This window comes from Burkholderia sp. EMB26 (assembly GCF_024730645.1).
Lineage (GTDB): Bacteria > Pseudomonadota > Gammaproteobacteria > Burkholderiales > Burkholderiaceae > Burkholderia > Burkholderia cenocepacia.
Map to the genome: position 1 here is coordinate 2893247 of NZ_CP078071.1, position 24407 is coordinate 2917653.

The following is a 24407-nucleotide window of genomic DNA, read 5'->3' on the forward strand; positions in this document are numbered from 1 at the left end:
CGACAGCACGAGCGCGGCACTGCCGGCTACGCGAGTCGATTCACGCAGACCTTCTTTCGTCGGCGTTACCTGATCCAGCCTCACCTCGGTGACGCGTGACCGCACGCGTGCGATCGACCGGTGGCGTCGCCCGAGGCGCGGGAGAGGCACCGCGATCCGCATCGGTCCGCACACGGGTCGCGAGCAGTGCGGCCGCGAGCAGCAGCGCGACCGACACGGCGGTTTCGATCCGCAACCCGCTGACGACCTGCGCTGCACCGCCGTCGCCGGCGAGCGCACCGAATGCCGCGACGCCGATTGCACCGCCGGCCTGCCGTGCGGTATTCAGCACCGCCGACGCGATGCCGGCCCGGTCGGGCGCGACCGATGCGAGCACGGCCGTCGTCATCGCGGGTACCGCGAAGCCCATGCCCGACGGAATCAGCAGGAACGGCACCAGCACCATGACGAGCGGCGTCGTTGCATCGACGACATGCAGCGACCCGTAGCCGAGCGCGGCGACGAGCGCGCCGGCCACCATCGGCATGCGCGGGCCGTGGCGGGCGACGACGCGTCCGCTCGCGAGATTCGACAGCAGGAACCCGCCGGTGAGCGGCAGGAACGCGAGCCCGGCCTGCAACGCCGACTGGCCGCGTGTGCGTTGCAGGTACAGCGCGAGCATGAACACGGTGCCGTAATACGTGAGGTTTACGCAGATCCCGAACAGCACGGCCGCGCTGAACGTGCGGTGGCGGAACAGCGATAGCGGCAGCATCGGCGTGGCCGTGCGCGATTCGATCGCGACGAACGCGAGCGCGGCCAGCGCCGCCAGCGTGAAGCCGCCGGTCACGACCGGGTGCGTGAAGCCGAGCGGCCGCCATTCGATCACGGCGCCGGTCAGCGCGGTCAGCATCGCGATCGCGACGAACTGGCCGCGCGGATCGAACGAACGGGCCGAGCGTGCCGGGGCAGCCTGCTCGCGGCGCGCGGGCACCCACGCGAACGTAGCGGCGAGTCCCGCCGCGCACAGCGGCAGGTTCACGAGGAAGATGCCGCGCCAGCCCCATGCGGCAATCAGCAGGCCGCCGACGACCGGGCCGGCCGCGATCGCGATGGACCCGGCCGCCGTCCACCCGCCGACCGCGCGGGCGCGCAGGCGCGGGTCGTGCCGGCACGCGTCGTTGAGCAGCGCGAGCGAATTCGGCAGCATGGCCGCGGCGCCGACGCCTTGCAGCGCGCGGGCCGCGATCAGCATCGCGGGCGCGACGGCGGCGCCGCATGCAAGCGACGCGAGCGCGAACAGCAGGAGGCCGGCGACGTACAGGCGGCGCGCGCCGAAGCGGTCGCCGAGCGCACCGGCCGACAGCATCAGCACCGCGAACGCGAGCGTGTACGCATCGACGACCCATTGCAGGCCGGCGACCGGCAGGTGCAGGTCGGCGGCGAGATGCGCGAGCGCGATATTGACGATCGTCACGTCGAGCTGCGTGACGACGAAACCGATGCTGACGGTGGCGACGACGCGCGCGAGCGCGGGCGGGAAAGCGGGGGACGGTGTGGTCGTATCCATGCGTCCATCGTAGGCGGCGACGGACAGGCGATGTTTCAGCGGGACGCGAAGCGTCGATACGGATGCCGACGCGAATGCGTGCCGCTGGCTACGTGCGTCGATGCGTATTCAGCGAGGCCGATGCGTTCAATGCCGTTCGCCGCGCCAGCGTCCCGGCGCCACGCCGAAGCGCTTCGTGAACGCATGCGTGAACGTGCTCTGGTCCGCGAAGCCGACGCTGCCCGCGATGTCGACGAGCGCATGCCGGCCGTCGGCGAGCAGCACGATCGCGGCGTCGAGCCGCAGCCGCTGCAGGTAGCGATGGGGCGTTTCGCCGAATGCATCGACGAACAGTTGATGAAAGCGCCGCATCCCGTAGCCGCAGTGCGCGGCGAGATCGGCGATGCGCAGCGGTTCGGCGAGCCGCGCGCGCAGCCAGCGGTCGATGCGCGCGAAATCGAGGCCCGACGCAGGCGCGGCGATGCCCGCATCGTCGAGCAGCGCGTCGCACAGGCGAGCCGCGGCCTGCCACTGAAAGCGGTGCGCGGCGGCCTGCCGTGCGTCGCCGTCCGGCGCATCGTGTTGCGCGGCGGCCGCCGCGACCTGCGCGACGAGCGACGTGAGCGCCGGGTCGATCGACACGGCCCGTGCATGGTCGAACAGCCGCTGCGGTACCGCGAGCGACGCGGCGGGCAGGTCGATCACGAGCTGGCGATTGTCGCCGAGGCCCGCGTAGTCGTGACGCGCGCCGGCCGGAATCAGCCAGGCCGCGTGCCGGTCGATGCGCTGGCCGATTCCGTCCACCGCCATCACCATCGCGCCATCGACGCCGAGCACGACCTGGTGGAAGTCGTGCACGTCCGACGCTTCGCACGTGGCGTAGCGGCGCAGCGCGATGGCGGGGGAGGCGATGCGTTCCATCGGGAAGGAAACGGCCGGGTGCAGGGTCAGACGTCGAGCAGTTCGACTTCGAACACGAGCGTCGCATTCGGCGGAATCACGCCGCCTGCGCCGCGCGGGCCGTAGCCGAGTTGCGGCGGGATCGTCAGGCGACGCACGCCGCCGACCTTCATGCCCTGCACGCCTTCGTCCCAGCCCTTGATGACCATGCCGCCGCCGAGCACGAACGCGAACGGGTCGTTGCGATCCTTGCTCGAATCGAATTTCTGACCGTCGGTCAGCCAGCCCGTGTAGTGGACGCTGACGGTCTTGCCGGCTTGCGCTTCCGCGCCGGTGCCTTCGGTCAGGTCTTCGTACTTGAGGCCCGATTCGGTCGTGATGACGGACATGATTTCTCCTGAAAGAGGTTGCGTGAAACCGCTATTGTAGGCGAGCGCGCAGCGGGCCGGCGCGCGTGGATTTCGCGCCGTTTCACGCTGAGCGGCGCAGCGTGGCGGGGCGTGCCGGCGTGAGCGCCCGGAACGCAATTGGAACGCGCGTTTGAATTTTTCGCGAGCCGCGGGGGCGAGGGTGCACCGCGACGGTGCGCGGCGCGTATGAATCGATGCGAACGGCTCACGTGACAGCCTGCTGCACGAGCGTTGCCCGATCCCGCGAAAGGCCCGCCGCACGGGGCCTGCGGGCCGATAGCGGGGCGCCGCGCCGCATCCGGCGCCTCGCCCCGACGCGCGCGCCCGCGTTCGAATCGCGGCCCGGCCGAATGTCGTTCGAGCGCCGTTTTTTCCGTCTTTCCGACCGTGCCCTGTTTGGAAGCGCGCATCTACCGCGCGGCTTGCATGCGCCGGCGCGCGCGGCCTATCGTTACATCTGTCGATGTCAGGATTTTGGCGGCGCGCGATGCGCCGCCCGGGCTTGCGCCGGCCGCGTCGGACGATGCGCCGGACGGCTCCGCAACAGGAGAACGATGAACATGAAGTCAGCCGCTTCCGCCACCGCAGCCGGGATCATGCCGGTGCGCCGCGACCTGCGCTTCGACCTGCCGGTCGAACGCGCGAAGGACTGGCATGGCCTCGGGTCGCACGTGACCCATTTCTTCAACGCGCTGTCGCTGCTGTTTCCGGCCGGCGAGCGCTTCTTCATGGATTCGGTGCGCAACTATCGCGACCGGATCGACGATCCCGTGCTGAAGCAGCAGGTGCTCGGCTTCATCGGCCAGGAAGCGATGCATACGCGCGAGCACATCGAATACAACGAGCTGATGCAGGCGAACCGGCTACCCGCGCGCAAGCTGGACCAGCGCGTATGGACGGTGCTCGGCTACATGAAGCGCAAGCTGCCGCATTCGGTGCAGCTCGCGCATACGGTGGCGGCCGAGCATTACACGGCGATGCTCGCCGACTGGCTGCTGCGCGACCCGACGCGCCTCGACGGTTCGGTCGAAGGCTACCGGCAGATGTGGATCTGGCACGCGCTGGAGGAAACCGAGCACAAGGCCGTGTCGTTCGACGTGTGGAATGCCGCGATGAAGCCGGGGCTGCGTCGCTACCTGATCCGCATCGGCGTGTATCTGCTGACGACGCTGACGTTCTGGCCGACCGTGTTCCTGATGCATGCGACGCTGCTGTGGCGCGATCGCGGCGCCGGCCATCACGTGCGCGGCATGCTGCGGATGATCGCGTTCCTGTACGGGCCGCGTCGCGGGCTGTTCCCGCGCATCGCCGGCGAATGGCTGAGCTTTTTCCGGCCGGGCTTCCACCCGTGGGATCACGACAATCGCCACCATCTCGCGCGGGTCGATGCACTGGCCGCCACCTATGGCGAACACGGCGGCGCGCCGGCCGGCCGCGGCCGCGCGAACACGCCCGCGCCGCTCGCGTCGGGCCGCTGACCCCTCACCCCGCCGCACGGCGGGGCGCCGCGCATGTTGCGTTCGTGCATCAGCCGGCTTCTTCCGACGATTGACGAAAATCAACCGGAACCGGTTGCCCGGGCGTCCGCCTGCCCGGCGGACCGGTTGCGCGCGCATGGGCCGGCGCACGAATCGGGCGTGCGCCGCGTCCTCCACGATCGCCGTGCGCCAGCACCGGCGCGGCTTTGTGCGTTCGGGGCCGGGCCTTTCCGGTCGCGCGCGGCGCCCGCCACCGGGATAACACCCATCTAGCCGCGGGCCGGCCGCATCGATATACCGTTCATGACAACGTCGACCTCCGGCGCGATTCATGCGCAGGGGGATTTTATTCGGACGGAAATACGGCCAATATGTCGGTTCGATCGTGTCCGTCGTACGCGGCGGCGAGCCGGCGCGCGATACCAACGCCAAGCGGGGAACAACGATGGTTGCAAGGTCACCCGACGCAAACGGGCAGGCGGCGCCCGAGATGACGGACGTGTCCGTCACCGCCCCCGAGGCCGGACGCAAGCTGTTCGTGATCATGCGCACGCCCGACGAGCCGTTGCTGGCACAACTGCGCGGGCTTGGCTGGGAGATCGCGGTCGCGAAGACGGCCGGCGCCGCGCAGAACATGACCTCCGGCGTGAGCGTGGCCGCGGGGCTCGTCGATTTCACCGGCTTCACGTCGCGCGACTATCCCGCGCTGAAGATGTGTCTGAGCCAGCCGGCGATCGGCTGGATTTCCATCGCGCAGGCCGGCATCACGATCGGCCCCGCCGTGCGCGAACTGATCCGCAGCTATTGTTTCGATTACGTGACGCTGCCGCTGCCGTACGAATGGATTTCGCACGTGCTCGGCCATGCGCGCGGGATGGCCGCGCTCGATCGCGTCGACGGCGCCGCCTACGCGGCGTCGATCGGCGAACACGGGATGATCGGCAATTGCGAGGCGATGCAGCAGCTGTTCAGCACGATCCGCAAGGTCGCGAAGACCGACGCGAGCGTGTTCATCTCGGGCGAGTCGGGCACCGGCAAGGAGCTGACGGCGCTCGCGATTCACGAGCGCTCCGGGCGCGGCAAGGGGCCGTTCGTCGCGATCAACTGCGGCGCGATTCCGCATCACCTGCTGCAGTCGGAGCTGTTCGGCTATGAACGCGGCGCGTTCACCGGCGCGAACCAGCGGCGCGCGGGCCGGATCGAATCGGCGAACGGCGGCACGCTGTTTCTCGACGAGATCGGCGACATGCCGGTCGAAAGCCAGGCAAGCCTGCTGCGCTTCCTGCAAGAGGGCAAGATCGAGCGGCTCGGCGGGCAGGAATCGATCGCGGTGGACGTGCGGATCATCTCGGCCACGCACGTCGATCTCGACGGCGCGGTCGAGGCCGGGCGCTTCCGCGCGGATCTCTATCACCGGCTGTGCGTGCTGCGCATTCACGAGCCGCCGCTGCGCGCGCGCGGCAAGGACATCGACATCCTCGCGCACTACGTGCTGCAGAAATTCAAGGCCGACAGCGGCCGCAAGATCAGCGGCTTCACGTCGGCCGCGCTCGATGCGATGCGGCGCTACGAGTGGCCCGGCAATGTACGCGAACTGATCAACCGCGTGCGGCGCGCGATCGTGATGGCCGAGAGCCGGCTGCTGACGCCGCACGATCTCGGGCTCGATACGCCCGGCGAAACCGAACCGGTGACGCTCGAACAGGCGCGGGCGCTGGCCGAACGCACCGCGATCGAGAATGCGCTGCTGCGCAACGACCACCGGATCAACAAGGCCGCCGCCGAACTCGGCATTTCACGCGTGACGCTCTACCGGATGATGATCGAGCACGGGCTGAACGATCACGACAACAACGGCGGCAGCGGCGGGAATGGCGATAGCGGCGGGCACGACGGCGCGCCGTCGGGCGACGCGGGGCATCAGCGGGTCGGCTGAGCGGCGGGCGCGATGCGTGCGGGCCGGCTCAGCGATAGGTCCACAGCCGGTGCAGCACGAACGTGACGGGCGGCACGCACAGCACGACCGCGACGATGCTCCACGCGCGGGCGAGCCCGAGTGCGTCGGTGCCGTGCGCCAGCAGCATCGTCACGGCGAGGCCGGCCATCGCGACCGCGAGAAAGCGCATGAAGTTGCCCCACGTCACCGGCGACGAAAAACTCCACAGCGTATTGGCGAGATACGAGAACGCCGTCGAGCAGACGAACGCGCTCGCGTTCGCGACGACGGGCGTCGCGTCGCACAGCGCGAACATCGCGGCGGCGATCAGCGCATGCAGCGCGGTCGAGCCCAGGCCCGACACGCCGAAGCGGATCAGTCTGGCACGTTCGGCGGCGAAGGTACGGAGCATCGTGGGCAGTGGTCGGCGTGAAGTCGCGTGAAGCGGTGTCGCAGTATAGCCATGCGATCGGCCGCCGCGTCCAGCGCGATGGACGGTACGCGTCGCCGGCGCCGGCATGTAAAGCGCATGAAACATTTCGCGTCGGCCGCCGGAGGAATTGCCGCGCCGAACCGGTCCGGTCGGCCGGTCCGTCGCCGGTAAAAATTCCGCGCTCCATTGTTCAGCCTTATTCCGCAAGGCCCCGCCGTTGCAGGGCCGGCGCGCGCCGCGGCTCCGATGTTTCAGTTTCGTAACTTCCCGTATGCCACACCCGTGCCGGCCGTCAGCCGGCCTGACCATCGCCTTGTCCGGCCGGGCTCGCGCAGCGCTGGCCCGGTCCTTGCGAAGAGGGACATGCGAGAGTCGACGACGCGAGGTCCGTCCGGTCAGGCGGCGCAAGCCTTCGGTACCGGCCAGGACGCAGTCCGCGGGGATGCGGCGGCCGCGCGCGGGGCAGCAGCCGCGTCGCGGCGAGCACGGGACGTCGTCGCCTGATCGCCGGGGCATCGGCATCGTCCGGTTGCCGGAACAAACATCAGACAGCAAACGGGGTAGAAAAATGATCGATCATCACACGCCGCGGTCCGCTGGCCGCGATCGCCGTGATTCGGGACATCGCCGCTCGAACGTCGCGCTTGCGGCCGACCGGCATGCCTCGACAGGCCATCTCTCCGCGCCCGGTGCGAGGCGGATCCGGCTGGTTGCCGGTCATCCGCGCCGGGTCGGCACTTTCCTGCACGCGAACCCGGTCCGCATGGGCATGTGCACACGGGCGCCGGTACCGCGACGCCCGATCTTCGCCTATTGACCAGAACGGCACGACATCCATTCGCATGGCGTGTCGTTGTCTCAGGGAGTCGATCTGCAGTCCAAACAATAATGCAGGGTCCTGCCGCGTGCCGCATACGACGCAAGACGACCCGCATTCGATGCAACGGCGAACCGCTCGATGCCGTTGCCATCCGGTTGCAAGGGGAGGGGCGGTCGGACGCGCGCGACGGAAGCAGTATCCGTACGCGCGCGACGCCGTTTTCAACTGCCGTAGATGTCGAAGTCGAAGTACTTCGACGCGAGCCGCTTGTAGGTGCCGTCCTTGACCATGTCGAGGATCGCGCGATCGATCTTCGCCTTCAGGTCGGTATCTTCCTGGCGCAAGCCGATGCCCGCGCCGATGCCGAGCACCTTTTCGTCGACGAGCTCGGGCCCGACGAACGTGTAGTTCGCGCCGCGCGGCGATTTCAGGAACCCGATCGCGGCCTGCACTTCATCCTGCAGCGCCGCGTCGAGGCGGCCGGCGATCAGGTCGGCATACACGCCGTCCTGGTTCTGGTACGACACGACGTTCGCGCCTTGCTTGCCCCAGTACGCCTTCGCATACGTCTCCTGCGTCGTGCCCTGTTCGACGCCGATCGATTTGCCCTTCAGCGATTCGGCGGTCGGCAGCAGCGGCGAGCCCTTCTTCACGACGAGCCGCGTCGGCTGGTTGTAGATCTTCGTCGTGAAGCCGATCTGCTGCGCGCGTTGCGGCGTGATCGACATCGACGACAGCACCGCGTCGAACTTCTTCGCCTTCAGCGCCGGAATCATCCCGTCGAAATCGTTCTCGAGCCACACGCATTTCGCCTTCAGGCGCGCGCAGATCTCGTTGCCGAGGTCGATGTCGAAGCCGACGAGCTTGCCGTCGGGCGCCTTCGACTCGAACGGCGCGTAGCTGGCATCGGTGCCGAAGCGGATCGTGGTCCAGTCCTTCGCGACGGCGGGGCCTGCGGATACCGCGAGCAGGGCGATCGAAACAGCGGCAATCAGTCTCTTCATGGTGCGTTCCTTGGCGTGGTGCATCCGGTTTCTGTGCGACACGGTCTCCACGGACACGATCCGCGCCGTGACGCGGGGTCCGCACGGCCATTAACGCAGAAAATAAAATCAGAGTCCAGAATGGACAAAAAATATCGATTTGTCGGATGGACGTGCGCGATCGCTGGGTGCGACCCTTGCAAAAATACGAGAATGGACTAATCTTGTTAGTAGATTCGTTTCGAGACTAACCGTCATGTCACAGCCCGCCTACGATTCGCATTCCGCCTTGCCGCACGCTTCGGTCGCGCAGATGTCGGCGGCCGGCCTGCGCGCGTTTTTCAACATCGCGCGCGACTGGGAACTGACGATCGACGAGCAGATCGTGCTGCTCGGGTCGCCCGGCCGCTCGACGTTCTTCAAGTGGAAGGCCGCGCCGGAATCGGCGCGCCTGCCGCGCGATACGCTCGAGCGCCTGTCGCTGCTGCTCGGCATCTACAAGGGGTTGCAGATCCTGTTGCCGCAGCCCGCCGCGGCCGATGCGTGGGTCAAGCGGCCCAACGATGCGGCGCCGTTCGGCGGCAAGCGCGCACTCGACCGGATGCTGGCCGGCAACGTCGGCGATCTGGTGGCCGTTCGCCAATATCTCGATGCGATGCGGGGTGGCTGGGCGTGACGACACCGACCGACGTCACCCGGTGGCCCACGACCACCGTCGACTGGGCACCGGCCTATCGCGTGATTCCCACCCGTTTTCCTGCCATCAACCTGTTCGACCGCGTCGCGTCCGCGGAGGATTTCGACGCGCTCTATGCACTCGAATCGCTGACCAACGACCGCATCCGCAACGAAGTCGGCACGCTCGAGCTCGTGCCGCCCGCCGAACGCCGCTACGGGCAAGGCTGGGGGCCGATCATGGCCGCGTTCACGCACCTGAATCCGCTGGGCAGCCGGTTTTCGGACGGCAGCTACGGCGTGTTCTACTGCACCCGCTCGCGCGACACGGCGATTGCCGAAACGCGCTATCACAGCGGGTTGTTCCTCGCCGCGACGAAGGAGCCGCCGATGCGCCAGCAGATGCGGCTCTATACCGTGTTCGCGCACGGCGACGTCGCCGACGTGCGCACGTGGCCGCAGCGCGATCCCGCGCTGCTGGACCCGGTCGACTACCGCGCGGGGCAGGCCTTCGGTCGCGCGGTGCGCAACGCGGGTGGCGCGGGAATCGTCTATCCGTCGGTGCGCGATCCGCGCGGCGAGTGTCTCGCCGCGTTCCGCACGACGCTGCTGCGCGACTGCCAGCATGCGGCCTATCTCGAATACAACTGGAACGGCTCGGCCGTCGATGCGGTGTTCGAACTGAATCAGGTCGGCTAGCGTTCGCGTGGGGGACGCAGGCGCCGGCCGGCGCGTCAGGGTAGCGGCCAGTCGCCCGCGTGGCGTTCGCGCGCTTCGGTCTGCGTCATCGACCATGTGCGGCCGGTGCGCGGCTCGGCGAGCGTGAGCCGCCCGGCCGGCGCGAACGCACCCGTGTCGATGAACCATTGCGCGCCGATCCGTTGCGGCTCACGCACCGGTGTGTGCCCGGTGCACGTCAGCGACAGTCCAGCCTGCCGCGCCGGATCGGCGAGCCCCTGGACCAGATCGCGGCCCCAGATCAGCCGCTCGCGCACGTCGTGCGGATAGCTGCCGGTATCGAGCTCCGCGTCCGAGCCGAAGAATTCCGCGTGCAGCACGTTGAAGCGCGTCGGGCCGTCGCCGATCACCCGCACGAGCGGCAGCGCGTCGACGCGCGCCGCATGCGCGCGCAGCCGTTCCGGCGGCAGGTCGGCGCCCCAGTCGCCGCCGATCCTGCGCCACGCGTCGGGCGGCAGCTTGCCGCGCGCGACGAGGCTCAGCACTTCCTCGTGATTGCCGCGCACGACGTGACACCACGGCCGGTCGAGCAGGTCGAGCGCGGTGTCGGAGGCCGGGCCGCGGTCGACGAGATCGCCGACCGAGAACAGCCGGTCGCGCGCCGGATCGAAGCGGACGTCGTGCAGCAGCGCGCGCAGCACGTCCACGCAGCCGTGCAGGTCGCCGACGACGAAGTCGCGGCCGGCCGGGTTCGCGGGATGGCGGCAGAGCAGGGCGGGGGCAGTCATCCCCTTATCTTAGGCGCTCGCGCCCATCGCCACGTGACGACGGAATGGCGATAATCGGGGCGCGTTACCCGCCGGCGCGGCGGCTTTCCCGCGCACCGGCCGAATCCTTTCCATCCGCTTTCGGAATCACACGATGACGCTTTATCCGCAGGTATTACGCAACCGGCCGCGCATGGTCGCGGCGTTCGTCGCCGGCGTGCTGTGCGCGGTCCTGCTGCCGTTTCCGCTGCGCCCGACCGCGCGCGCACTGATTGGCTGGGACTGCGCGGTCTGGCTGTATCTCGTGCTGATGTGGGTGCGCATGGTCACCGCGCATCATCACAAGGTGCGCGAAGTCGCGATCCGCGAGGATGAAAACGCGACGACCGTGCTGACCGTCGTGTGCCTCGCGACCGTCGCGAGCGTGGCGGCGATCGCGATCGAGCTCGCGACCGCGAAGAGCGTCGGCTTCAGCGCGGGGCTCAGCCACTACGCGATCACGGGTGCGACGCTGTTCGGCGCGTGGTTCCTGATCCCGACCATCTTCACGCTGCACTACGCGCGGCTCTATTACGGCTCGCCGAGCAGCGATCGCGCGCTCCGCTTTCCGGACCAACACCCGGAGCCCGATTACTGGGATTTCCTGTATTTCGCGTTCACGCTCGCGGTCGCGTCGCAGACGGCCGACGTGTCGCTCGCGAACCGCTCCGCGCGGCGCTCGGTGCTCGCGCAGTCGATCCTGTCGTTCTACTTCAACATGGCCGTGCTCGGCTTGTCGATCAACGTCGCGGCGGGGCTGCTGAGCTGACGCCGGTTACTTGAGCAGGTCGTACCGGCCGCCGCGCTCCAGCGCCCGCTGGTACGCCGGCCGCGCATGGATCGTGTCGAGAAAGCGCGCGATCGCCGGATACCGGCTGCCGCCGCCGCGCGCGGTCGCGGCTTCGAGCGGAAAGCTCATCTGGATGTCGGCCGCGCTGAAGCCGTCGCCGACGAACCAGCCGCTGCGTGCGAGCGCGCCGTCGACATGGCCGAGATGCAGATCGATCTGCGGATCGACGAAACCCGATTGCAGCGTCGCGGCGATCTTGCGCGCGATCGGCCGCGCGAAGAACGGCATCGGCGCATGCGCGATCCGCAGCGCGACGAGCTTGAGCAGCAGCGGCGGCATCGCCGACCCTTCCGCGTAGTGCAGCCAGTACGTGTAGTCGTGCCGCTCGGGCGAGCCGGGCGGCGGCGCGAGGCGCCCGTTGCCGTAGCGTTCGACCAGGTATTCGATGATCGCGCCCGATTCGGCGAACGTGCGGCCGTCGTCGGTCACGACGGGCGACTTGCCGAGCGGATGGATCGCGCGCAATTCGGCCGGCGCGAGCATCGTTTTCGGATCGCGTGCGTAGCGCACGATCTCGTATGGCACATCCAGTTCTTCGAGCAGCCAGAGCACGCGCTGCGAACGCGAGTTGTTCAGGTGATGGACGGTGAGCATGTCGAGGCCGGAAGGGGGCGGGAACGACATCATACCGAGTGCCTGCGGCGCGTTCGCGAATCGCGTGGTGCGGGCCATCGCGGGCCGCATCGAACCGTCACGCGCGTCGCACCGCGATCCACGCGCCCCAGAACAGGCTCGCGAAAAAGCGCAGCGGCGCGTCGAAGCCCGCGTCGCGCAGCAGCGCGAACACGGCTTCCTCGGATGCGGGCGGATCGGCGCCCTGCAGGATTTTCGCGAGTTGCGCGCGCACCGCGTCGGGCGTGGCACCCTTCATGCGCCAGCGCTGCTGCCACGCATCGAGCAGGCGCGGATGGTCCGCGTAGCGGCGATGGTTGCCGGCGAGCACGAGCGGCGCGCCGGGCTTCAGGCGTCGCGCGATTGCGTGCAGCAGCGCGACTTTCGCGTCGTCGCCCGGCACGTGATGCAGCACGCCGATCAGCGTCGCGCCGTCGAACGCGGGCGCGTCGGGCAATGCGTCGACGCCGTCCTCGACGAACGCGGTACGCGCGCCGAAACCCGCTGCTTCGACGTTCGAGCGCGCGAGCGCGAGCATCGGCGCGGACGGGTCGACGGCCGTGAACCGCCAGCCCGGTTCGAGCGCGGCCGTGACGCAGATTTCCTGCCCCGTACCGCCCGCGCCCGCGACGAGAATCCGGGCATCGGCCGCCCCGATCACTGACGCGAGCATGCACGCGGCGAGTTCGTGGCAGGCATCGTAGCCGGCCAGCGCGATGCGCGATTGCTCGGCGTATTCGTGGGCGCGTGACGGATCGAATTTCGCGGCGCTGGCGGGAAGCGACATGGCGGAGTCCTCGGGTCGGTGCGCGGACGACGTGTCCGCGAGCATCACGCAGAGCGTAGGGGCGCGCGGCCGGCGCAACAAGGCGAGCGATCATTCCGGTATGCCGACTACCCGACTCGCCGGCGCGTGACGGTCGCCCGTTTCCACGGGTGGTTGGCCGGGGTCGATTCGCATTTAAAAATGTGTGACCACGGTGCATCGCGGTGGCGAATCCGGCGCATACTCGTTTCTCTCCCCAGCCTGGCCGTCGCATGCCGGGCCCCGATGCGCTGCGCCAGTGGCGCGGCCATGCCGCTCGGTACGCACGAGGAGCGCATGATGTCCGATTGTCCGCACGATCCGTACGCGCAGCACTACATCCATTGCTTGCCGTTTGGCGCGCAGCCCTGCGGCGCGCTCAGCCCGACGCCGCGCACGCATTTCCGCGTGTGGGCGCCGGGCAGCACCCACGTCCAGCTCGAACTCGATATCGGCTACGGCCCGACGCTCGTGCCGATGACGAGCGCCGGCCCGAACTGGTTCGAAGTCTTCGTCGACTGCGGCGCGGGTGCGCGTTACCGCTATCGGCTCGACGATACCGTGTCGATTCCCGATCCCGCGTCGCGCTCGCAACCCGAAGGGCTCAACGGCCCCAGCGAGGTCGTCGATCCGCGCGCGTTCACGTGGCGCAATACGTTCTGGCACGGGCGCGCGTGGGAAGACATCGCGCTCTACGCGATTCGCCCGCACGCGGTGGGCGGCTTCGACGCCGTGCGCCGTCGCCTGCCGCAGCTCGCGCGCCTCGGCGTGACCGCGCTGGAGCTGCTCGCGTCGCCGCACGACAGCCTGCCGTTCGCGCCGCTCGCGGCCGAAGGCGGCCCCGACGCGCTGAAGGCGCTGATCGACGCCGCGCATGGCTACGGTCTCGCGGTGCTGCTGGAGCTCGACTACGCGCGCTTCGGCAGCGGCACCGATGCGTTGCGCCACTACGCAGGGCCGTTCTTCCATACGCGCGACGATCCGCTGCAGGCCGCGCCGCTCGCGCTCGATCATCCGGAAGTGTGCGATTTCTTCTGCGACAACGCGCTGTACTGGATCGACGAATACCGTTGCGACGGGCTGCGCCTGCGCGAAGCCGACCGGATCGGCGTGTCGTGGCTGCGCGAGATCGCGGACCGCGTGCGCGCGGCCGTGCCGGCCGACCGGCTGATCCATCTCGTGCTCGGCAGCGAGCGGCACCCCGCGCATCTGGCCGATACCCATTTCGACGCGCAGTGGAACGGCTGCGGCGAACGTGCGCTGCACCGGCTCACGGGGCGCGATACGTCGGCTCGCGAGGGCATTTCCACGCACCAGTCGATCCACACGCTCGCCCGCGCGCTGACCGCGGCCGGCGCGGCGTACCAGCTGGCCGCGTCGGCGGACGGGATGGCCTTCGACGGCGGCCTGTCGCTGACGTCGCTCGTGCTGTCCGATGGCGCATGGCGCGACGGCGGCCCCGGCGATCACGGGCAGGCGGCCGGACTGGCCGCGCTCGCGCTGTCGTTGCTCACGCCGCAGATCCCGCTGGTCTTCGACGAAACCGCGCGCGACGTCGATCGTGCGCATTTCGTGCAGTCGGCGCTCGCGGTGCGCGCGAAGCTGATCGCGCCAAGGCTGTCCGATTGCCGGCCGCAGGACGCACGCGCGCTGAAGGCGGACGGCGACGGCGATGCCGACGCGCTGTGCGCATCGTGGCGGCTCGCCGACGACGAAACCTTGACGATCGCGTTGAACCTGTCGCCGGACGCGGTGCCGTTCGACGCACCGGGCGGGCGGGTGGTGTTCGAGACGCCGGCGCGCGCGCGCGACCGGGTCGATGAAGGCGAGTTGCCGCCGTATTCGCTCGTCGCGTGGCTGACGGGCGACGTCAATCGCTACGCGTTGACGCACGACGTGCGTCGCATCGACGACGGTTCGTGGCGCGGGATGCGTGCGAACCTGAATGCATGAGCCGATGAAGTTGTGACGCGGCGGGAGCGCGCGCGGTCGCACCCGGCGGCGCGCCCGGCAGGCCCCGAATTACCAGAACCCGCGAATCCCCGCGATGCCGTACGCGCCATGACGGCGCGCGTCGTCGAGATGCGCGCGCGTCATGCCGCCGAGCGCGAACACGGGCATCGCGGCCTGGGCGGCCAGCGTGTCGAATCGCGCCCAGCCGAGCGTCGGCGCGCCGGGGTGGCTGAGCGTCGGCAGTACCGGCGACAGCGTGACGAAATCCGCGCCGGCCTGTGCGGCCAGCAGCAGGTCGTCTTGCGAGTGGCACGCGGCGGATACCCACCGGTCGGCCGGCAGCGGCCGCTGCGTGACGCCGCGCAAGGCGGCGCCGTCCAGATGCCAGCCGGCGCCGTCGAGCCGCATCACGCCGGCTGCGTCGATCGGGCCGTTCAGCATCAGGTGCGCACCGGCGGCGTCGCAGCGCGCGAGCGCCGCGGCGGCCAGCGCCGCGAACGCGGCCGCGTCGAGCGATTTCACGCGCAGTTGCACGAGCGTTTCGCCGCGCGCGAGCACGGCCGACAGCCGGTCGAGGAACGCGGCCCGATCGGCCGCCGACGCGGACGCCGGTTCCGGCGTGATCACGCAGCAGCGCGGCAGCGGCGCGTTCATCGTGCGCCGCAACGTGCGGCCGTCATTCGTCGGCCTCTTTCGCGATCTTCGGATAGACGCGCACGAGCACGATGCGCGGCCCGTTCATCTTCTTCACGACGACGTCGAAGCGGTCGAACGACACGCGCTGCCCTTCGGTCGGCAGGTCGCTCAACGCCTGGATCACGAGGCCGCCGACCGATTCCGCGCGGCCTTCGTCGATGTCGATGCCGAGCGCCTGCTCGAGCGACACGACGGGCAGGCTGCCCTTGCCCATCAGCGTGCCGTCGTCGAGGCGGCTCCAGTCCGCATCGCCCTGGCGGAACTCGTCGTGGATCTGGCCGACCAGCGCGCCGAGCAGGTTGTCGAGCGTCAGGAAGCCGATCGGCTTCTCGCCCTTGTTGCCGACCAGCGCGAAGTGCGGGGCGCCCTTGCGGAAGCGGCGGAACAGCTCCAGCGCCGGCGTGTCGGGCTTCACGTACTGAACCGGGCGCACGTAGTCGGACAGATCGTCGAGCGCGGCGCCCGCGTGACGCGCGAGCAGCAGGTCCTTCAGGTGGATCAGCCCGCTCACCTGTTCGCGCGACGCATCCTCGAACAGCGGATAGCGGCTGAAACGGTGCCGCGCGACGATCTCCATGTTGTCGGGCAGCGGCAGGTCGCGCCGCAGGCCGATCATTTCATGGGCCGGCCGCATCAGGTCCGACACGGTCATCGACGAAAAATCGAGCGAATGCGCGAGCGTGTTCCATTCGTCGTTGCTGTACGTGCCGCGCGCCGGCTGGGCCGCATTGCCGGCCGCGCTGCGGCGGCTGCGCAGGATCAGCTTCAGCTCGTCGGTCGAATAGTGCGCGTCGCCGCCGTGGTCGGCCGACAGCCCCGCGAGCCGCAGCACCGCGTTGGCGCTGGTATTGAGCACCCAGATCGCCGGATACATCGCCCAGTAGAACGCGTAGAGCGGCAGCGCGACCCACAGGCCGACCTTCTCCGACTGGCGGATCGCCATCGATTTCGGCGCCAGTTCGCCGACGACGATATGCAGGAACGAGATCAGCGAGAACGCGAACACCAGCGAGATCAGATGCACGACGCGTTCGGACTGCACGCCGATCAGGTCGAGCAGCGGGCCGATCAGTTGCGCGAACGCCGGTTCGCCGACCCAGCCGAGGCCGAGCGACGCGAGCGTGATGCCGAGCTGGCACGCGGAGAGATACGCATCGAGCCGGCCGTGGACGACGGCGAGGATGCGCCCGCGCAGGCCGTGCTTGCGGGCGAGGGTCTTGACGCGCGTCGCGCGGAGTTTGACGAGGCCGAATTCGGCCGCAACGAAGAACCCGTTCAGGGCCACCAGGAACAACGCGCCGATGAGCGCGAAGATCTGTAACAAAGAATCGCTCCGGTTATGACAGGCTCATCAGTATAGAGCCAGAAAGGAATTCGTAATGTATCGGGCGACCGCTTGCTTACACCGGCGCCTCGCAGGGAATCGAGAAGGTGATCGTGGCGGTCGCGCCGTCGGCGAACACGTCGTGCGTGAACGTGCCGCCGTGCGCCAGGGCGACGCGCTGGCACAGCGCGAGTGTCCACGCGCTGCGTTTCGCGTCGCGCTCGCGTAGCATTTCGCGCCGCGCGAACGATTCGAACGCGTGCGGTTGTTCCGGGTCGACGAGTACGTCGGCGTTCACCGTGCAGGTGGCGCGCGCGGTGAACTGCGCGCCGTCGCGAGTGCACGCGAACGCGACACGGCTGCCCGCGGCGCTGGCCTCGACGGCCGTCGTCAGCAGGGTCCACAGCGCCTGCGCGACGCGCTCGCGGTCGACCGTGAGCGACGGCTCGCCGTCCGGCAGCGTCGCGTCGAGCGCGACCTGGCGTGCGTCGGCGAGCGCGACACGCACGAGCGCGATCGTGTCGTCGAGCAGCGCACGCAGCGCGAACGGCCGCGGCGCGAGCGCGAGCGTGCGCGTTTCCGCGCGCGGCGCGTCGAGCACGCCGTCGATCAGCGCGACCTGCTGGTCGATGCCGGTGCGGATGCCCGCGAGCGCGCGCTGCAGGTTCGGATCGGCATTGGCGAGCTGGCGCTCGAGCACGTAGGCCCAGCTGTGCATCGCATTCAGCGGGCTGCGCAGGTCGTGCGACGCGGTGGAGAGCGCCTGGTCGCGCAGGAACAGCGCCGCCTGGGCGGCGTAGTGCGCTGCGCGTTCGCGCAGCAGGTCGGCGGCGGGATCGACGGAAGTGGACGTCACGGAGCAGGCCTGTCGGAAGCGGTTGGCGTGAAAGTCACGCGAATCGCCATTATAGGGACGGTGGGCGTCACGCCGGCAGCGCGTCCTCGTCCTTTTTCCGTGCGTCGCCGTTCGGCAGCAACTGGCACGCGAGCAGGCCGGCGAGCATCAGTGCGCAGCCGACCAGCGCGCGCAGCGTCAGCGTTTCGCCGAGCGCGGCCCAACCGGCGATCGCCGCGAACACGCCTTCCATGCTGAAGATCACGGCCGCGTGCGCGGGCGCCGCGTCGCGTTGCGCGACGACCTGCAGCGTATAGCCGACCCCGACCGACAGCAGCCCGCCGTACAGCAACGTCGGCAGCGCGCCGCGCAGCATCGCGACGCTGACCGGTTCGACGGCCAGCCCGACCGCGAGACACGCGACGCCGCACACGACGAACTGCAGGAACGCGAGCACGAGGGGATCGTGACGTTTCGCGAGATGGCCGACCGCCATCACGTGCGCGGCGATGATGACGGCGCCCGCGAGCTGGAACCAGTCGCCGTAGAGCACCGAGAAGTGCTCGTCGATGCTGAGGAAATACAGGCCGATCGCGGCCAGCAACGCGCCGAACCACGTGCCCGCGCCGATCCGGTGGCGCGCGAACACGCCCATCAGCGGCACGATCACGACGTACAGCGAGCTGATGAAGCCGGCGTTGGCGATTCGCGTGTATTGCAGGCCGAACTGCTGCAGCGAGATCGACACCGCGAGCAGCCCGCCGAGCGCGACGCCCGGCAGCAGCAAAGCCGGTTCGCGCCGGATCGCCGCGAGCTGCGCGCGCGACGCGGTATTGACCATCAGCAGCGGCACCAGCACGAGCGCGCCGAGCAGGAACCGCAGCCCCGTGAACAGGAACGGCCCGATCACGTCGAGGCTCAGGCGTTGCGCGACGAAAGCGGAACCCCAGATCGCGGCGGCGCCGAGCATCAGCAGGTTGGCGCGGAGGTGCTTGCGGGCTTCGGGCTTCATCGGAATTCGTCTGGAGATTGCGGCGGAGCCCGCTAGTTTACGCCGAGATTGCAAGACTGTCGGCGAACCTGCGCAATGCGGCCGCGGCGCGGGCGTCGCGTACGCGCGAATACAGCACGACCTGCGATTGCGGCAGCGGCGGCAGCCCGAATTTCGCGCCGACGTCGACCAGCGTGCGCGGCGCGACGCGGCGCGCGAGCGGGCACACGGCCAGCCCTGCCGCGGCGGCGGCCGTGACCGCCGCGACCCCGCCGCCCGTGAAGCGCTCGCGCCACGGCAGCCCCGCGCGGTCGAGCGCGCGCAGCGCGGCGGCCCGCACGCCGCACGGGCCGGCCAGCACCGCGAGCGGCAGCGGCTCGCCGGCGCGCGGCGCCCAGTCGGGCGCGGCGAGCCAGGTCAGCGGCTCGGTGAACAGCAGCGTGCCGTCGTCGCGCGGCGGATCTTCGCCGGGCTCGTGGCGGACGATCACCGCGTCGAACCGCCGTTCGTCGTATTGCGGCAGCAGGCTCGTCGACGCCCCGAGATGCATTTCCAGCGACAGGCCCGGATCCTGCCGGTGCAGGCTCGTGAGCACGGCCGGCAGGTCGGGCACCGCGACGTGCTCGCTGACGCCGAGCGACAGGCGCACCGTGCCGGTCGAGATCGCGCCGAGCGCATGTTCGTGCGCGTCGAGCAGCGCGCGGGCGGCCGGCAGGAAATTCTCACCGTCGGCGGCCAGCTTGACGACGCGCGGCGTGCGCGCCAGCAGCGGCTTGCCGAGATGCGCCTCCAGCCGCTTCAGCTTCAGGCTGACGGCCGATTGGGTGGTGCCGAGTGCATCGGCGGCGCGCGTGAAGCTGGCGAGGTCGGCGACCAGCACGAACGCGCGGACGGCATCGAGATCGAGTACTTTCATTTCAAATGAAAATGAATGAAATATTCATCAATGACTGTTCATTATAAGTTGGCGCGCCTAACCTGACGCTGTGTTTTCGTTCTTCAACGTCACTCACCGACAGGAGCAGCACCATGCCATTCACCCGTATCGCCGTACGCGAAGGCAAACCGGCCGCCTACCGCAGGGCCCTCGTCGACGGCGTGCACCGCGCGCTGATGCACACGTTCAACGTGCCGGAGGACGACATCTTCATGGTCGTAACCGAGCATGCGGCCGAGAACTTCGTGTTCGGCCGTCACTACTACGATATCGAGCGCAGCGACGATCTCGTGATGATCCAGATCACCGCGAACAACACGCGCACGCTCGAGCAGAAGCGGGCGCTGTACCGGACGATCGCCGAGAACCTCGCGCAGCAGCCCGGCGTGCGGCAGGAAGACGTATTCATCAGTCTGGTCGAAGTGCTGAAGGAGGACTGGTCGTTCGGCAACGGCATCGCGCAATACGCGGTCTGACGTGCCGGCTTGACCTGCCACAGGGCGGCGGGGCCGGATCGACGCCTGCGCGTTTGGGCGGCGTGTACTATGGAAGCTGCTTCACGAGCGACGCCGGCGCGGTCGATGCGCCGGCGGTCCTTCATGTGCAGGAGCCTCCATGTCGCGTGTGCTGGAAATCGTGTTGTCGCTGTCGCTGGAAGGGTGGCCGGTCAAGGGCGCGAGCCGCGCCCGGGGCGCGCAGCGCGAGTTCGGCGCCGAACTCGTGCGCGCGTGGCGGATCTGCCCGCAGGTCCGGATGCGGCGCGGCCACGAGCGCGTGACGATCGAGCCGTGCCAGATCGAGGAGGCCGAGCGGAGCCCCGGCGCGAACTGGTGGACCTGGGTCGAATCGAACGCGCACGGCACGCGGGTCGTCGCCTCGCGCACGCAGACGTTCGCTCCCGGCGTCACGCAGCGTGAACTGTTCGACGCGGAGCACGCGGGGATCGTCGTCGCGACGCCGCTGCCGATACCCGCGACACGTACCGCAGCCGAGGCCGAGGCCGATGCGGCGGCTGCCGAAACCGGCGGCGTTGCACCGGACACCGACGAAGCGCGCGCCCAGGCGGCGGCGCTGCGCATCGTCAGCGAGCGGCGGCGCGGGCGCTGGGCCGACGACAGCGGCGTCGTGGTCGAGATGACGCTCGACGACATCACGCTGCATGGCGGAGGCGAGCCGCCGCGCCGCTACGTCGAGCTGCGCCTGGCCGCGCCCGACTGGGAAACCGTCGCCGCGCGCACGGCCGCGCTGCATGCGCTGTTTGCCGCGGCGCGCGAACTGAGCGGCGCGTGGCCCGCCTTCGTGCAACTGACGAGCGTGATCGACCGCACCTGTGCGGGCGGACCGGTGGCCGCCGTGCTGGTCAAGGCGCAGTCCGTCGACCTGACCGGCATCCGCACGCAGCGCGCCGCGTTGTTCGCGCTGTCCGGCGACATCACCGCGCAATGGCTCGGCAACGAATGCGGCGTGCTCGAGCGCGACGATCCCGAATTCGTGCACCAGATGCGCGTCGCGCTGCGCCGCCTGCGCACGCTGATGCGTTTCTTCCCGCGCTTTACCGACGATCAATGGAAGGACACGCTCGGCGTCGACCTGCGCTGGCTCGCCGCGCTGCTCGGCACGGTGCGCGATTGGGACGTGTTCGCGACCGAGAGCCTGCCCGCGCTGATCGCGGCCGACGGCGGCGGCAGCGACTGGGACGGCACGCTCGACGCCGCCCGCGCGCAGTCGATGGCCGCGCGCGTCGAGCTGCGCCAGGCGCTGCATTCGGCCCGCTATGCGCGGCTGACGCTCGGCTGGCTCGAATGGCTGAGCGCGCTCGCGCTGCCGGCGGCCGACGACGACGACGCACCGTCGCTGCGGCGTCACGCGACCAAGCGCGTGCGGCGGCTGTTCGGTGATCTCTATGGATCGCCGTCGCTCACGTCGCTCGATACGGCGGCACGCCATCAGGTGCGGATCGACGCGAAGCGGCTGCGCTACGCGCTCGAATTCTTCGCGTCGCTCGCGTCGCGCCGCACGCGCAACGAGACGGTCAAGACGCTCACGCGCGTGCAGAGCGTGCTCGGCGAAGCGAACGACGCGATGGTTGCGCTGCACCATCTCGAGCAACTCGCGGCGCCGCCGTATCAGCTCGGTTTCGTGCGCGGCTACGGCGCCGCGCTCGAACAGCGCGCGGCGCGCGACGCTGAGACGCTGCTGGCCAGCCTGCGGCCGCCGAAGCTCGACGGCAAGCCGGGCTGAGCGCTGCGCGCCGACCCTATAATGGCCGCCCGTTTCCCGCACGCATGCCGATGATGACCGACGCTCCGCATTCCTCCTCGTCCGCCGAACCGCTCGAACTGGGCGGCGAGCTGTGGCTGCGCGCCGGCGACCAGACGCTCGGCGGCGCGACGCGCATCGCGTTGCTCGCGGCGATCGGCGACACCGGTTCGATCACGCGCGCGGCGAAGGCCGTCGGCCTCAGCTACAAGGCCGCGTGGGATGCGGTCGACACGATGAACAATCTCGCCGGCGAACCGCTCGTCGCGCGTTCGACGGGCGGCAAGGGCGGTGGCGGCACGACGCTGACGCCGCGCGCGACGTCGCTGATCGCCGCATTCCGCACGATCGAGCGCGAGCATCGCCGCTTCATCGAGGCCGCGAGCGCGGCCGTGGCCGGCTTCGACGTCGACTGGGCGCTGATCGGCCGGATCGGGATGAAGACCAGCGCGCGCAACCAGTTGTTCGGCAAGGTCGCGTCGATCGTGCGCGGCACCGTCAACGACGAGGTGACGCTTGCGTTGCCCGGCGGACAGTCGGTCGTCGCCGTGCTGACGCACGAAAGCGCCGACGCGCTGGGGCTGCGGGAAGGGGCGGACGCGTGCGCGCTGGTGAAGGCGTCGTGGGTCGTGCTCGCGGTCGACGATGGCGGGCCCGATCTGAAAGTGTCCGCGCGCAACCGGCTGCACGGCAGCGTCGACGCCGTCGCGGCGGGCGCGGTGAACAGCGAGGTGACGCTCGCGCTCGACGGCGGCGGGACGCTGACGGCCGTCGTGACCAACGACAGCGTCGATGCGTTGCAGCTCGACGCCGGCCGGCGGGCGATCGCGCTGTTCAAGGCATCGAGCGTGATCCTGGCGGTGACGGGCTGACCCGGCCGCCCGCGCGGCTCCCGTGGCCGGCGTGCGGTGACGGCGCGAAGCCGGTGCCGCGTTCGTCCGCATCGCACCGGCTTCGTGTCCGCTTTCAGCATGTGCCGCGCTGCGGCTTCTCTCAGGCTCCAACGTGGCGACCGGCGCCACGCTCACGACCACGGCGTCGCGCGTTCAGGTGACGCGCGTCGGCCACTCGGCGTGCGGCGGGTTCGCCTGCACGCGTCCTTCGCTCAACTGCACGACCTGGTCGCCGAACGCGGCGACGTCGTCGGGGTCGTGCGAGATCAGCACCATCGGGATGTCGAGCCGCGCCTGCAGTTCGGCGAGCTCGTGGCGCATGCGCTGGCGCATCGCGCCGTCGAGCGCCGCGAACGGTTCGTCGAGCAGCAGGATGCGCGGCTGCGCGACCAGCGCACGCGCGAGCGCCACGCGCTGCTTCTGCCCGCCTGACAACTGCGACGGATATTGCCCCGCGAGCGCTTCGAGGTCGAACGCGCGCAGCCAGTACGCGACCTCCGGCGGCACCGTCTTCGCGCGCGGGTTGCGCAGCCCGGACGTGAGCCCGAACGCGATGTTCTGCCGCACGTTCAGATGCGGGAACAGCGCGTAGTCCTGGAACAGGTACGCGACCCGGCGTTCGCGGGTCGGCACGTCGATGCGGCGCGCGGCGTCGAACAGCGGCTCGCCGTTCAGCGTGATCGTGCCCGCGTCGGGCGTCAGCAGCCCGGCGATCGCCTGCAGCGTCATGCTCTTGCCCGCGCCCGACGGCCCGAACAGCACGACGCGCTGCGTCGTCGCGGTGAACGACATGTCGAGCGTGAAGCGCCGCTCGGCGTTCGCGTAGGTCTTGCGGATGTCGACGACGAGGCTCATGCGGGCCTCCGCCGCGGCAGGCCGGTAGCCGGACGGCGCCGGCGATACGGATGGAACAGGTGCTTCATGTCAGCTGGCTCCGCCGGGCGCGCGACGGCACGAGCCAGCCGGTCGCGAGCAGCACGAGCACGCAGGTGATCGACGTCACCAGTACGAGGAAATTGGCCGTGTTGTCGTCGCCGGCCTGCACGGCCGCGTAGATCGCGACCGACAGCGTCTGCGTGCGGCCGGGCAGGTTGCCCGCGATCATCAACGTCGCGCCGAATTCGCCGAGCGCGCGCGCGAACGCGAGCAGCGCGCCCGCGAGAATCCCGCGCGTGGCGAGCGGCAGCGTCACGCGGAAGAACACCGCGACTTCGCCGAGCCCGAGCGTGCGCGCGGCGCGCTCGAGATGCGGGTCGACGCCTTCGAACGCTGCGCGCGCCGATTTCAGGATCAGCGGAAACGCGACGACCATCGACGCGATCACCGCACCTTGCCACGTGAACACCAGCTCGATGCCGAGCGTGTCGAGCCATGCGCCGAACACGCCGCGCCGGCCGAGCAGCACGAGCAGGTAATAGCCCAGCACCGTCGGCGGCAGCACGAGCGGCAGCGTCAGCACGGAGTCGACGACGTCGCGCAACGGCGAGCGCCAGCGCGCGAGCACGAACGCGGCCGCGACGCCGAGCACGATGTCGAGCGCGGTCGCCCAGCCGGCGACCTTCAGCGACAGCAGCAGCGGGACCCAGGCGTCTTGCATCGCGAGTC

Annotated in this window: 25 protein-coding genes; 9 read left to right on the top strand and 16 right to left on the bottom strand. The window is 69.7% G+C overall.

The window, feature by feature from the left end; genetic code table 11:
* Nucleotides 1-40 precede the first annotated feature (40 nt).
* The 3 genes from KU887_RS29780 to KU887_RS29790 form a co-directional block, all read right to left on the bottom strand.
* On the bottom strand, nt 41-1549 hold the full coding sequence (locus KU887_RS29780) for an MFS transporter (RefSeq protein ID WP_258256682.1): 1509 nt from the start codon (nt 1547-1549) through the stop codon (nt 41-43).
* Between the two features lie 126 nt (nt 1550-1675).
* Nucleotides 1676-2449, bottom strand: a complete 774-nt coding sequence (locus KU887_RS29785; RefSeq protein ID WP_006482167.1) for an AraC family transcriptional regulator — start codon at nt 2447-2449, stop codon at nt 1676-1678.
* Nucleotides 2450-2475: 26 nt separating this feature from the next.
* Nucleotides 2476-2817: an FKBP-type peptidyl-prolyl cis-trans isomerase gene (locus KU887_RS29790; protein WP_006479474.1), complete on the bottom strand. Its 342-nt coding sequence runs from the start codon at nt 2815-2817 to the stop codon at nt 2476-2478.
* Nucleotides 2818-3398: 581 nt separating this feature from the next.
* Here KU887_RS29790 and KU887_RS29795 point away from each other — a divergent pair.
* A complete protein-coding gene (locus KU887_RS29795; protein ID WP_012493182.1) occupies nt 3399-4316 on the top strand; it encodes a metal-dependent hydrolase in 918 nt (305 codons plus the stop codon).
* Between the two features lie 445 nt (nt 4317-4761).
* Entirely contained in the window at nt 4762-6252 is a 1491-nt protein-coding gene (locus tag KU887_RS29800) for a sigma-54 dependent transcriptional regulator (RefSeq protein ID WP_020979476.1), read from the top strand.
* A gap of 28 nt (nt 6253-6280) precedes the next feature.
* Here KU887_RS29800 and KU887_RS29805 read toward each other — a convergent pair whose 3' ends face one another.
* The 3 genes from KU887_RS29805 to KU887_RS29815 form a co-directional block, all read right to left on the bottom strand.
* Complete coding sequence (locus KU887_RS29805) at nt 6281-6664, bottom strand: GtrA family protein (RefSeq protein WP_012493184.1); 384 nt, start codon at nt 6662-6664, stop codon at nt 6281-6283.
* 565 nt (nt 6665-7229) lie between these two features.
* Entirely contained in the window at nt 7230-7529 is a 300-nt protein-coding gene (locus KU887_RS29810) for a hypothetical protein (RefSeq protein WP_171985195.1), read from the bottom strand.
* Between the two features lie 197 nt (nt 7530-7726).
* Entirely contained in the window at nt 7727-8509 is a 783-nt protein-coding gene (locus KU887_RS29815; RefSeq protein ID WP_006490696.1) for an ABC transporter substrate-binding protein, read from the bottom strand.
* A 235-nt stretch (nt 8510-8744) separates the two neighbouring features.
* Here KU887_RS29815 and KU887_RS29820 point away from each other — a divergent pair, with 235 nt between their 5' ends.
* Nucleotides 8745-9164: an MbcA/ParS/Xre antitoxin family protein gene (locus tag KU887_RS29820; RefSeq protein ID WP_006490694.1), complete on the top strand. Its 420-nt coding sequence runs from the start codon at nt 8745-8747 to the stop codon at nt 9162-9164.
* Nucleotides 9161-9862, top strand: coding sequence for an RES family NAD+ phosphorylase (locus KU887_RS29825; RefSeq protein ID WP_006490695.1), 702 nt, complete (start codon nt 9161-9163; stop codon nt 9860-9862). The genes KU887_RS29820 and KU887_RS29825 overlap by 4 nt, the downstream gene beginning before the upstream one ends.
* 35 nt (nt 9863-9897) lie before the next feature.
* On the opposite strand, the gene KU887_RS29830 is transcribed toward KU887_RS29825, so the two are convergent.
* Entirely contained in the window at nt 9898-10629 is a 732-nt protein-coding gene (locus KU887_RS29830) for a metallophosphoesterase (protein WP_006493108.1), read from the bottom strand.
* Nucleotides 10630-10762: 133 nt separating this feature from the next.
* Here KU887_RS29830 and KU887_RS29835 point away from each other — a divergent pair, with 133 nt between their 5' ends.
* Nucleotides 10763-11416: a DUF1345 domain-containing protein gene (locus tag KU887_RS29835; RefSeq protein WP_006486145.1), complete on the top strand. Its 654-nt coding sequence runs from the start codon at nt 10763-10765 to the stop codon at nt 11414-11416.
* Nucleotides 11417-11422: 6 nt separating this feature from the next.
* On the opposite strand, the gene KU887_RS29840 is transcribed toward KU887_RS29835, so the two are convergent.
* Nucleotides 11423-12091 (bottom strand): glutathione S-transferase, encoded by a 669-nt coding sequence (locus tag KU887_RS29840; RefSeq protein WP_012493186.1) that lies wholly within the window; start codon nt 12089-12091, stop codon nt 11423-11425.
* Nucleotides 12092-12188: 97 nt separating this feature from the next.
* Complete coding sequence (locus tag KU887_RS29845) at nt 12189-12896, bottom strand: class I SAM-dependent methyltransferase (protein WP_048988747.1); 708 nt, start codon at nt 12894-12896, stop codon at nt 12189-12191.
* A 318-nt stretch (nt 12897-13214) separates the two neighbouring features.
* On the opposite strand from KU887_RS29845, the gene KU887_RS29850 reads away from it, so the two are divergent.
* Complete coding sequence (locus KU887_RS29850) at nt 13215-14867, top strand: DUF3459 domain-containing protein (RefSeq protein ID WP_258258457.1); 1653 nt, start codon at nt 13215-13217, stop codon at nt 14865-14867.
* Between the two features lie 69 nt (nt 14868-14936).
* Here KU887_RS29850 and KU887_RS29855 read toward each other — a convergent pair whose 3' ends face one another.
* From KU887_RS29855 to KU887_RS29875, 5 genes are all read right to left on the bottom strand, one after another.
* Nucleotides 14937-15521, bottom strand: coding sequence for a thiamine phosphate synthase (locus tag KU887_RS29855; RefSeq protein ID WP_034178569.1), 585 nt, complete (start codon nt 15519-15521; stop codon nt 14937-14939).
* A 22-nt stretch (nt 15522-15543) separates the two neighbouring features.
* Complete coding sequence (locus KU887_RS29860) at nt 15544-16887, bottom strand: hemolysin family protein (protein ID WP_006486244.1); 1344 nt, start codon at nt 16885-16887, stop codon at nt 15544-15546.
* Nucleotides 16888-16963: 76 nt separating this feature from the next.
* Nucleotides 16964-17743 carry a sensor histidine kinase KdpD gene (locus tag KU887_RS29865; RefSeq protein ID WP_006493112.1) on the bottom strand — a complete coding sequence of 260 codons (780 nt, stop codon included), beginning with the start codon at nt 17741-17743 and terminating at the stop codon, nt 16964-16966.
* A gap of 67 nt (nt 17744-17810) precedes the next feature.
* The gene (locus KU887_RS29870) at nt 17811-18734 is read right to left on the bottom strand and encodes a DMT family transporter (RefSeq protein WP_034202638.1); all 924 of its coding nucleotides are present in this window, start codon (nt 18732-18734) and stop codon (nt 17811-17813) included.
* 37 nt (nt 18735-18771) lie between these two features.
* Nucleotides 18772-19629 (bottom strand): LysR family transcriptional regulator, encoded by an 858-nt coding sequence (locus KU887_RS29875; protein WP_012493188.1) that lies wholly within the window; start codon nt 19627-19629, stop codon nt 18772-18774.
* Nucleotides 19630-19742: 113 nt separating this feature from the next.
* Here KU887_RS29875 and KU887_RS29880 point away from each other — a divergent pair, with 113 nt between their 5' ends.
* The 3 genes from KU887_RS29880 to KU887_RS29890 all read left to right on the top strand — a co-directional run bounded on the left by KU887_RS29880 (nt 19743) and on the right by KU887_RS29890 (nt 22781).
* Entirely contained in the window at nt 19743-20126 is a 384-nt protein-coding gene (locus KU887_RS29880) for a tautomerase family protein (RefSeq protein ID WP_006486465.1), read from the top strand.
* 139 nt (nt 20127-20265) lie between these two features.
* Nucleotides 20266-21891: a CHAD domain-containing protein gene (locus KU887_RS29885; protein ID WP_059722575.1), complete on the top strand. Its 1626-nt coding sequence runs from the start codon at nt 20266-20268 to the stop codon at nt 21889-21891.
* 53 nt (nt 21892-21944) lie between these two features.
* Nucleotides 21945-22781, top strand: a complete 837-nt coding sequence (locus tag KU887_RS29890; RefSeq protein WP_043205172.1) for a TOBE domain-containing protein — start codon at nt 21945-21947, stop codon at nt 22779-22781.
* A 174-nt stretch (nt 22782-22955) separates the two neighbouring features.
* Here KU887_RS29890 and KU887_RS29895 read toward each other — a convergent pair whose 3' ends face one another.
* Both KU887_RS29895 and modB read right to left on the bottom strand, forming a co-directional pair.
* Nucleotides 22956-23657, bottom strand: coding sequence for a sulfate/molybdate ABC transporter ATP-binding protein (locus KU887_RS29895; protein WP_060212585.1), 702 nt, complete (start codon nt 23655-23657; stop codon nt 22956-22958).
* Nucleotides 23658-23721: 64 nt separating this feature from the next.
* Nucleotides 23722-24399: a molybdate ABC transporter permease subunit gene (gene modB, locus KU887_RS29900; RefSeq protein ID WP_006486472.1), complete on the bottom strand. Its 678-nt coding sequence runs from the start codon at nt 24397-24399 to the stop codon at nt 23722-23724.
* Nucleotides 24400-24407 lie beyond the last annotated feature (8 nt).

Excerpts from the sequence above, each read along its gene's own strand:
- KU887_RS29780 (WP_258256682.1), bottom strand. The coding sequence starts at position 1,549 with ATGGATACGACCACACCGTCCCCCGCTTTCCCGCCCGCGCTCGCGCGC.
- KU887_RS29785 (WP_006482167.1), bottom strand. The coding sequence starts at position 2,449 with ATGGAACGCATCGCCTCCCCCGCCATCGCGCTGCGCCGCTACGCCACG.
- KU887_RS29790 (WP_006479474.1), bottom strand. The coding sequence starts at position 2,817 with ATGTCCGTCATCACGACCGAATCGGGCCTCAAGTACGAAGACCTGACC.
- KU887_RS29795 (WP_012493182.1), top strand. The coding sequence starts at position 3,399 with ATGAAGTCAGCCGCTTCCGCCACCGCAGCCGGGATCATGCCGGTGCGC.
- KU887_RS29800 (WP_020979476.1), top strand. The coding sequence starts at position 4,762 with ATGGTTGCAAGGTCACCCGACGCAAACGGGCAGGCGGCGCCCGAGATG.
- KU887_RS29805 (WP_012493184.1), bottom strand. The coding sequence starts at position 6,664 with ATGCTCCGTACCTTCGCCGCCGAACGTGCCAGACTGATCCGCTTCGGC.
- KU887_RS29810 (WP_171985195.1), bottom strand. The coding sequence starts at position 7,529 with ATGCGAATGGATGTCGTGCCGTTCTGGTCAATAGGCGAAGATCGGGCG.
- KU887_RS29815 (WP_006490696.1), bottom strand. The coding sequence starts at position 8,509 with ATGAAGAGACTGATTGCCGCTGTTTCGATCGCCCTGCTCGCGGTATCC.
- KU887_RS29820 (WP_006490694.1), top strand. The coding sequence starts at position 8,745 with ATGTCACAGCCCGCCTACGATTCGCATTCCGCCTTGCCGCACGCTTCG.
- KU887_RS29830 (WP_006493108.1), bottom strand. The coding sequence starts at position 10,629 with ATGACTGCCCCCGCCCTGCTCTGCCGCCATCCCGCGAACCCGGCCGGC.
- KU887_RS29835 (WP_006486145.1), top strand. The coding sequence starts at position 10,763 with ATGACGCTTTATCCGCAGGTATTACGCAACCGGCCGCGCATGGTCGCG.
- KU887_RS29840 (WP_012493186.1), bottom strand. The coding sequence starts at position 12,091 with ATGCTCACCGTCCATCACCTGAACAACTCGCGTTCGCAGCGCGTGCTC.
- KU887_RS29845 (WP_048988747.1), bottom strand. The coding sequence starts at position 12,896 with ATGTCGCTTCCCGCCAGCGCCGCGAAATTCGATCCGTCACGCGCCCAC.
- KU887_RS29850 (WP_258258457.1), top strand. The coding sequence starts at position 13,215 with ATGTCCGATTGTCCGCACGATCCGTACGCGCAGCACTACATCCATTGC.
- KU887_RS29855 (WP_034178569.1), bottom strand. The coding sequence starts at position 15,521 with ATGAACGCGCCGCTGCCGCGCTGCTGCGTGATCACGCCGGAACCGGCG.
- KU887_RS29870 (WP_034202638.1), bottom strand. The coding sequence starts at position 18,734 with ATGAAGCCCGAAGCCCGCAAGCACCTCCGCGCCAACCTGCTGATGCTC.
- KU887_RS29875 (WP_012493188.1), bottom strand. The coding sequence starts at position 19,629 with ATGAAAGTACTCGATCTCGATGCCGTCCGCGCGTTCGTGCTGGTCGCC.
- KU887_RS29880 (WP_006486465.1), top strand. The coding sequence starts at position 19,743 with ATGCCATTCACCCGTATCGCCGTACGCGAAGGCAAACCGGCCGCCTAC.
- KU887_RS29885 (WP_059722575.1), top strand. The coding sequence starts at position 20,266 with ATGTCGCGTGTGCTGGAAATCGTGTTGTCGCTGTCGCTGGAAGGGTGG.
- KU887_RS29890 (WP_043205172.1), top strand. The coding sequence starts at position 21,945 with ATGACCGACGCTCCGCATTCCTCCTCGTCCGCCGAACCGCTCGAACTG.
- KU887_RS29895 (WP_060212585.1), bottom strand. The coding sequence starts at position 23,657 with ATGAGCCTCGTCGTCGACATCCGCAAGACCTACGCGAACGCCGAGCGG.
- modB (WP_006486472.1), bottom strand. The coding sequence starts at position 24,399 with ATGCAAGACGCCTGGGTCCCGCTGCTGCTGTCGCTGAAGGTCGCCGGC.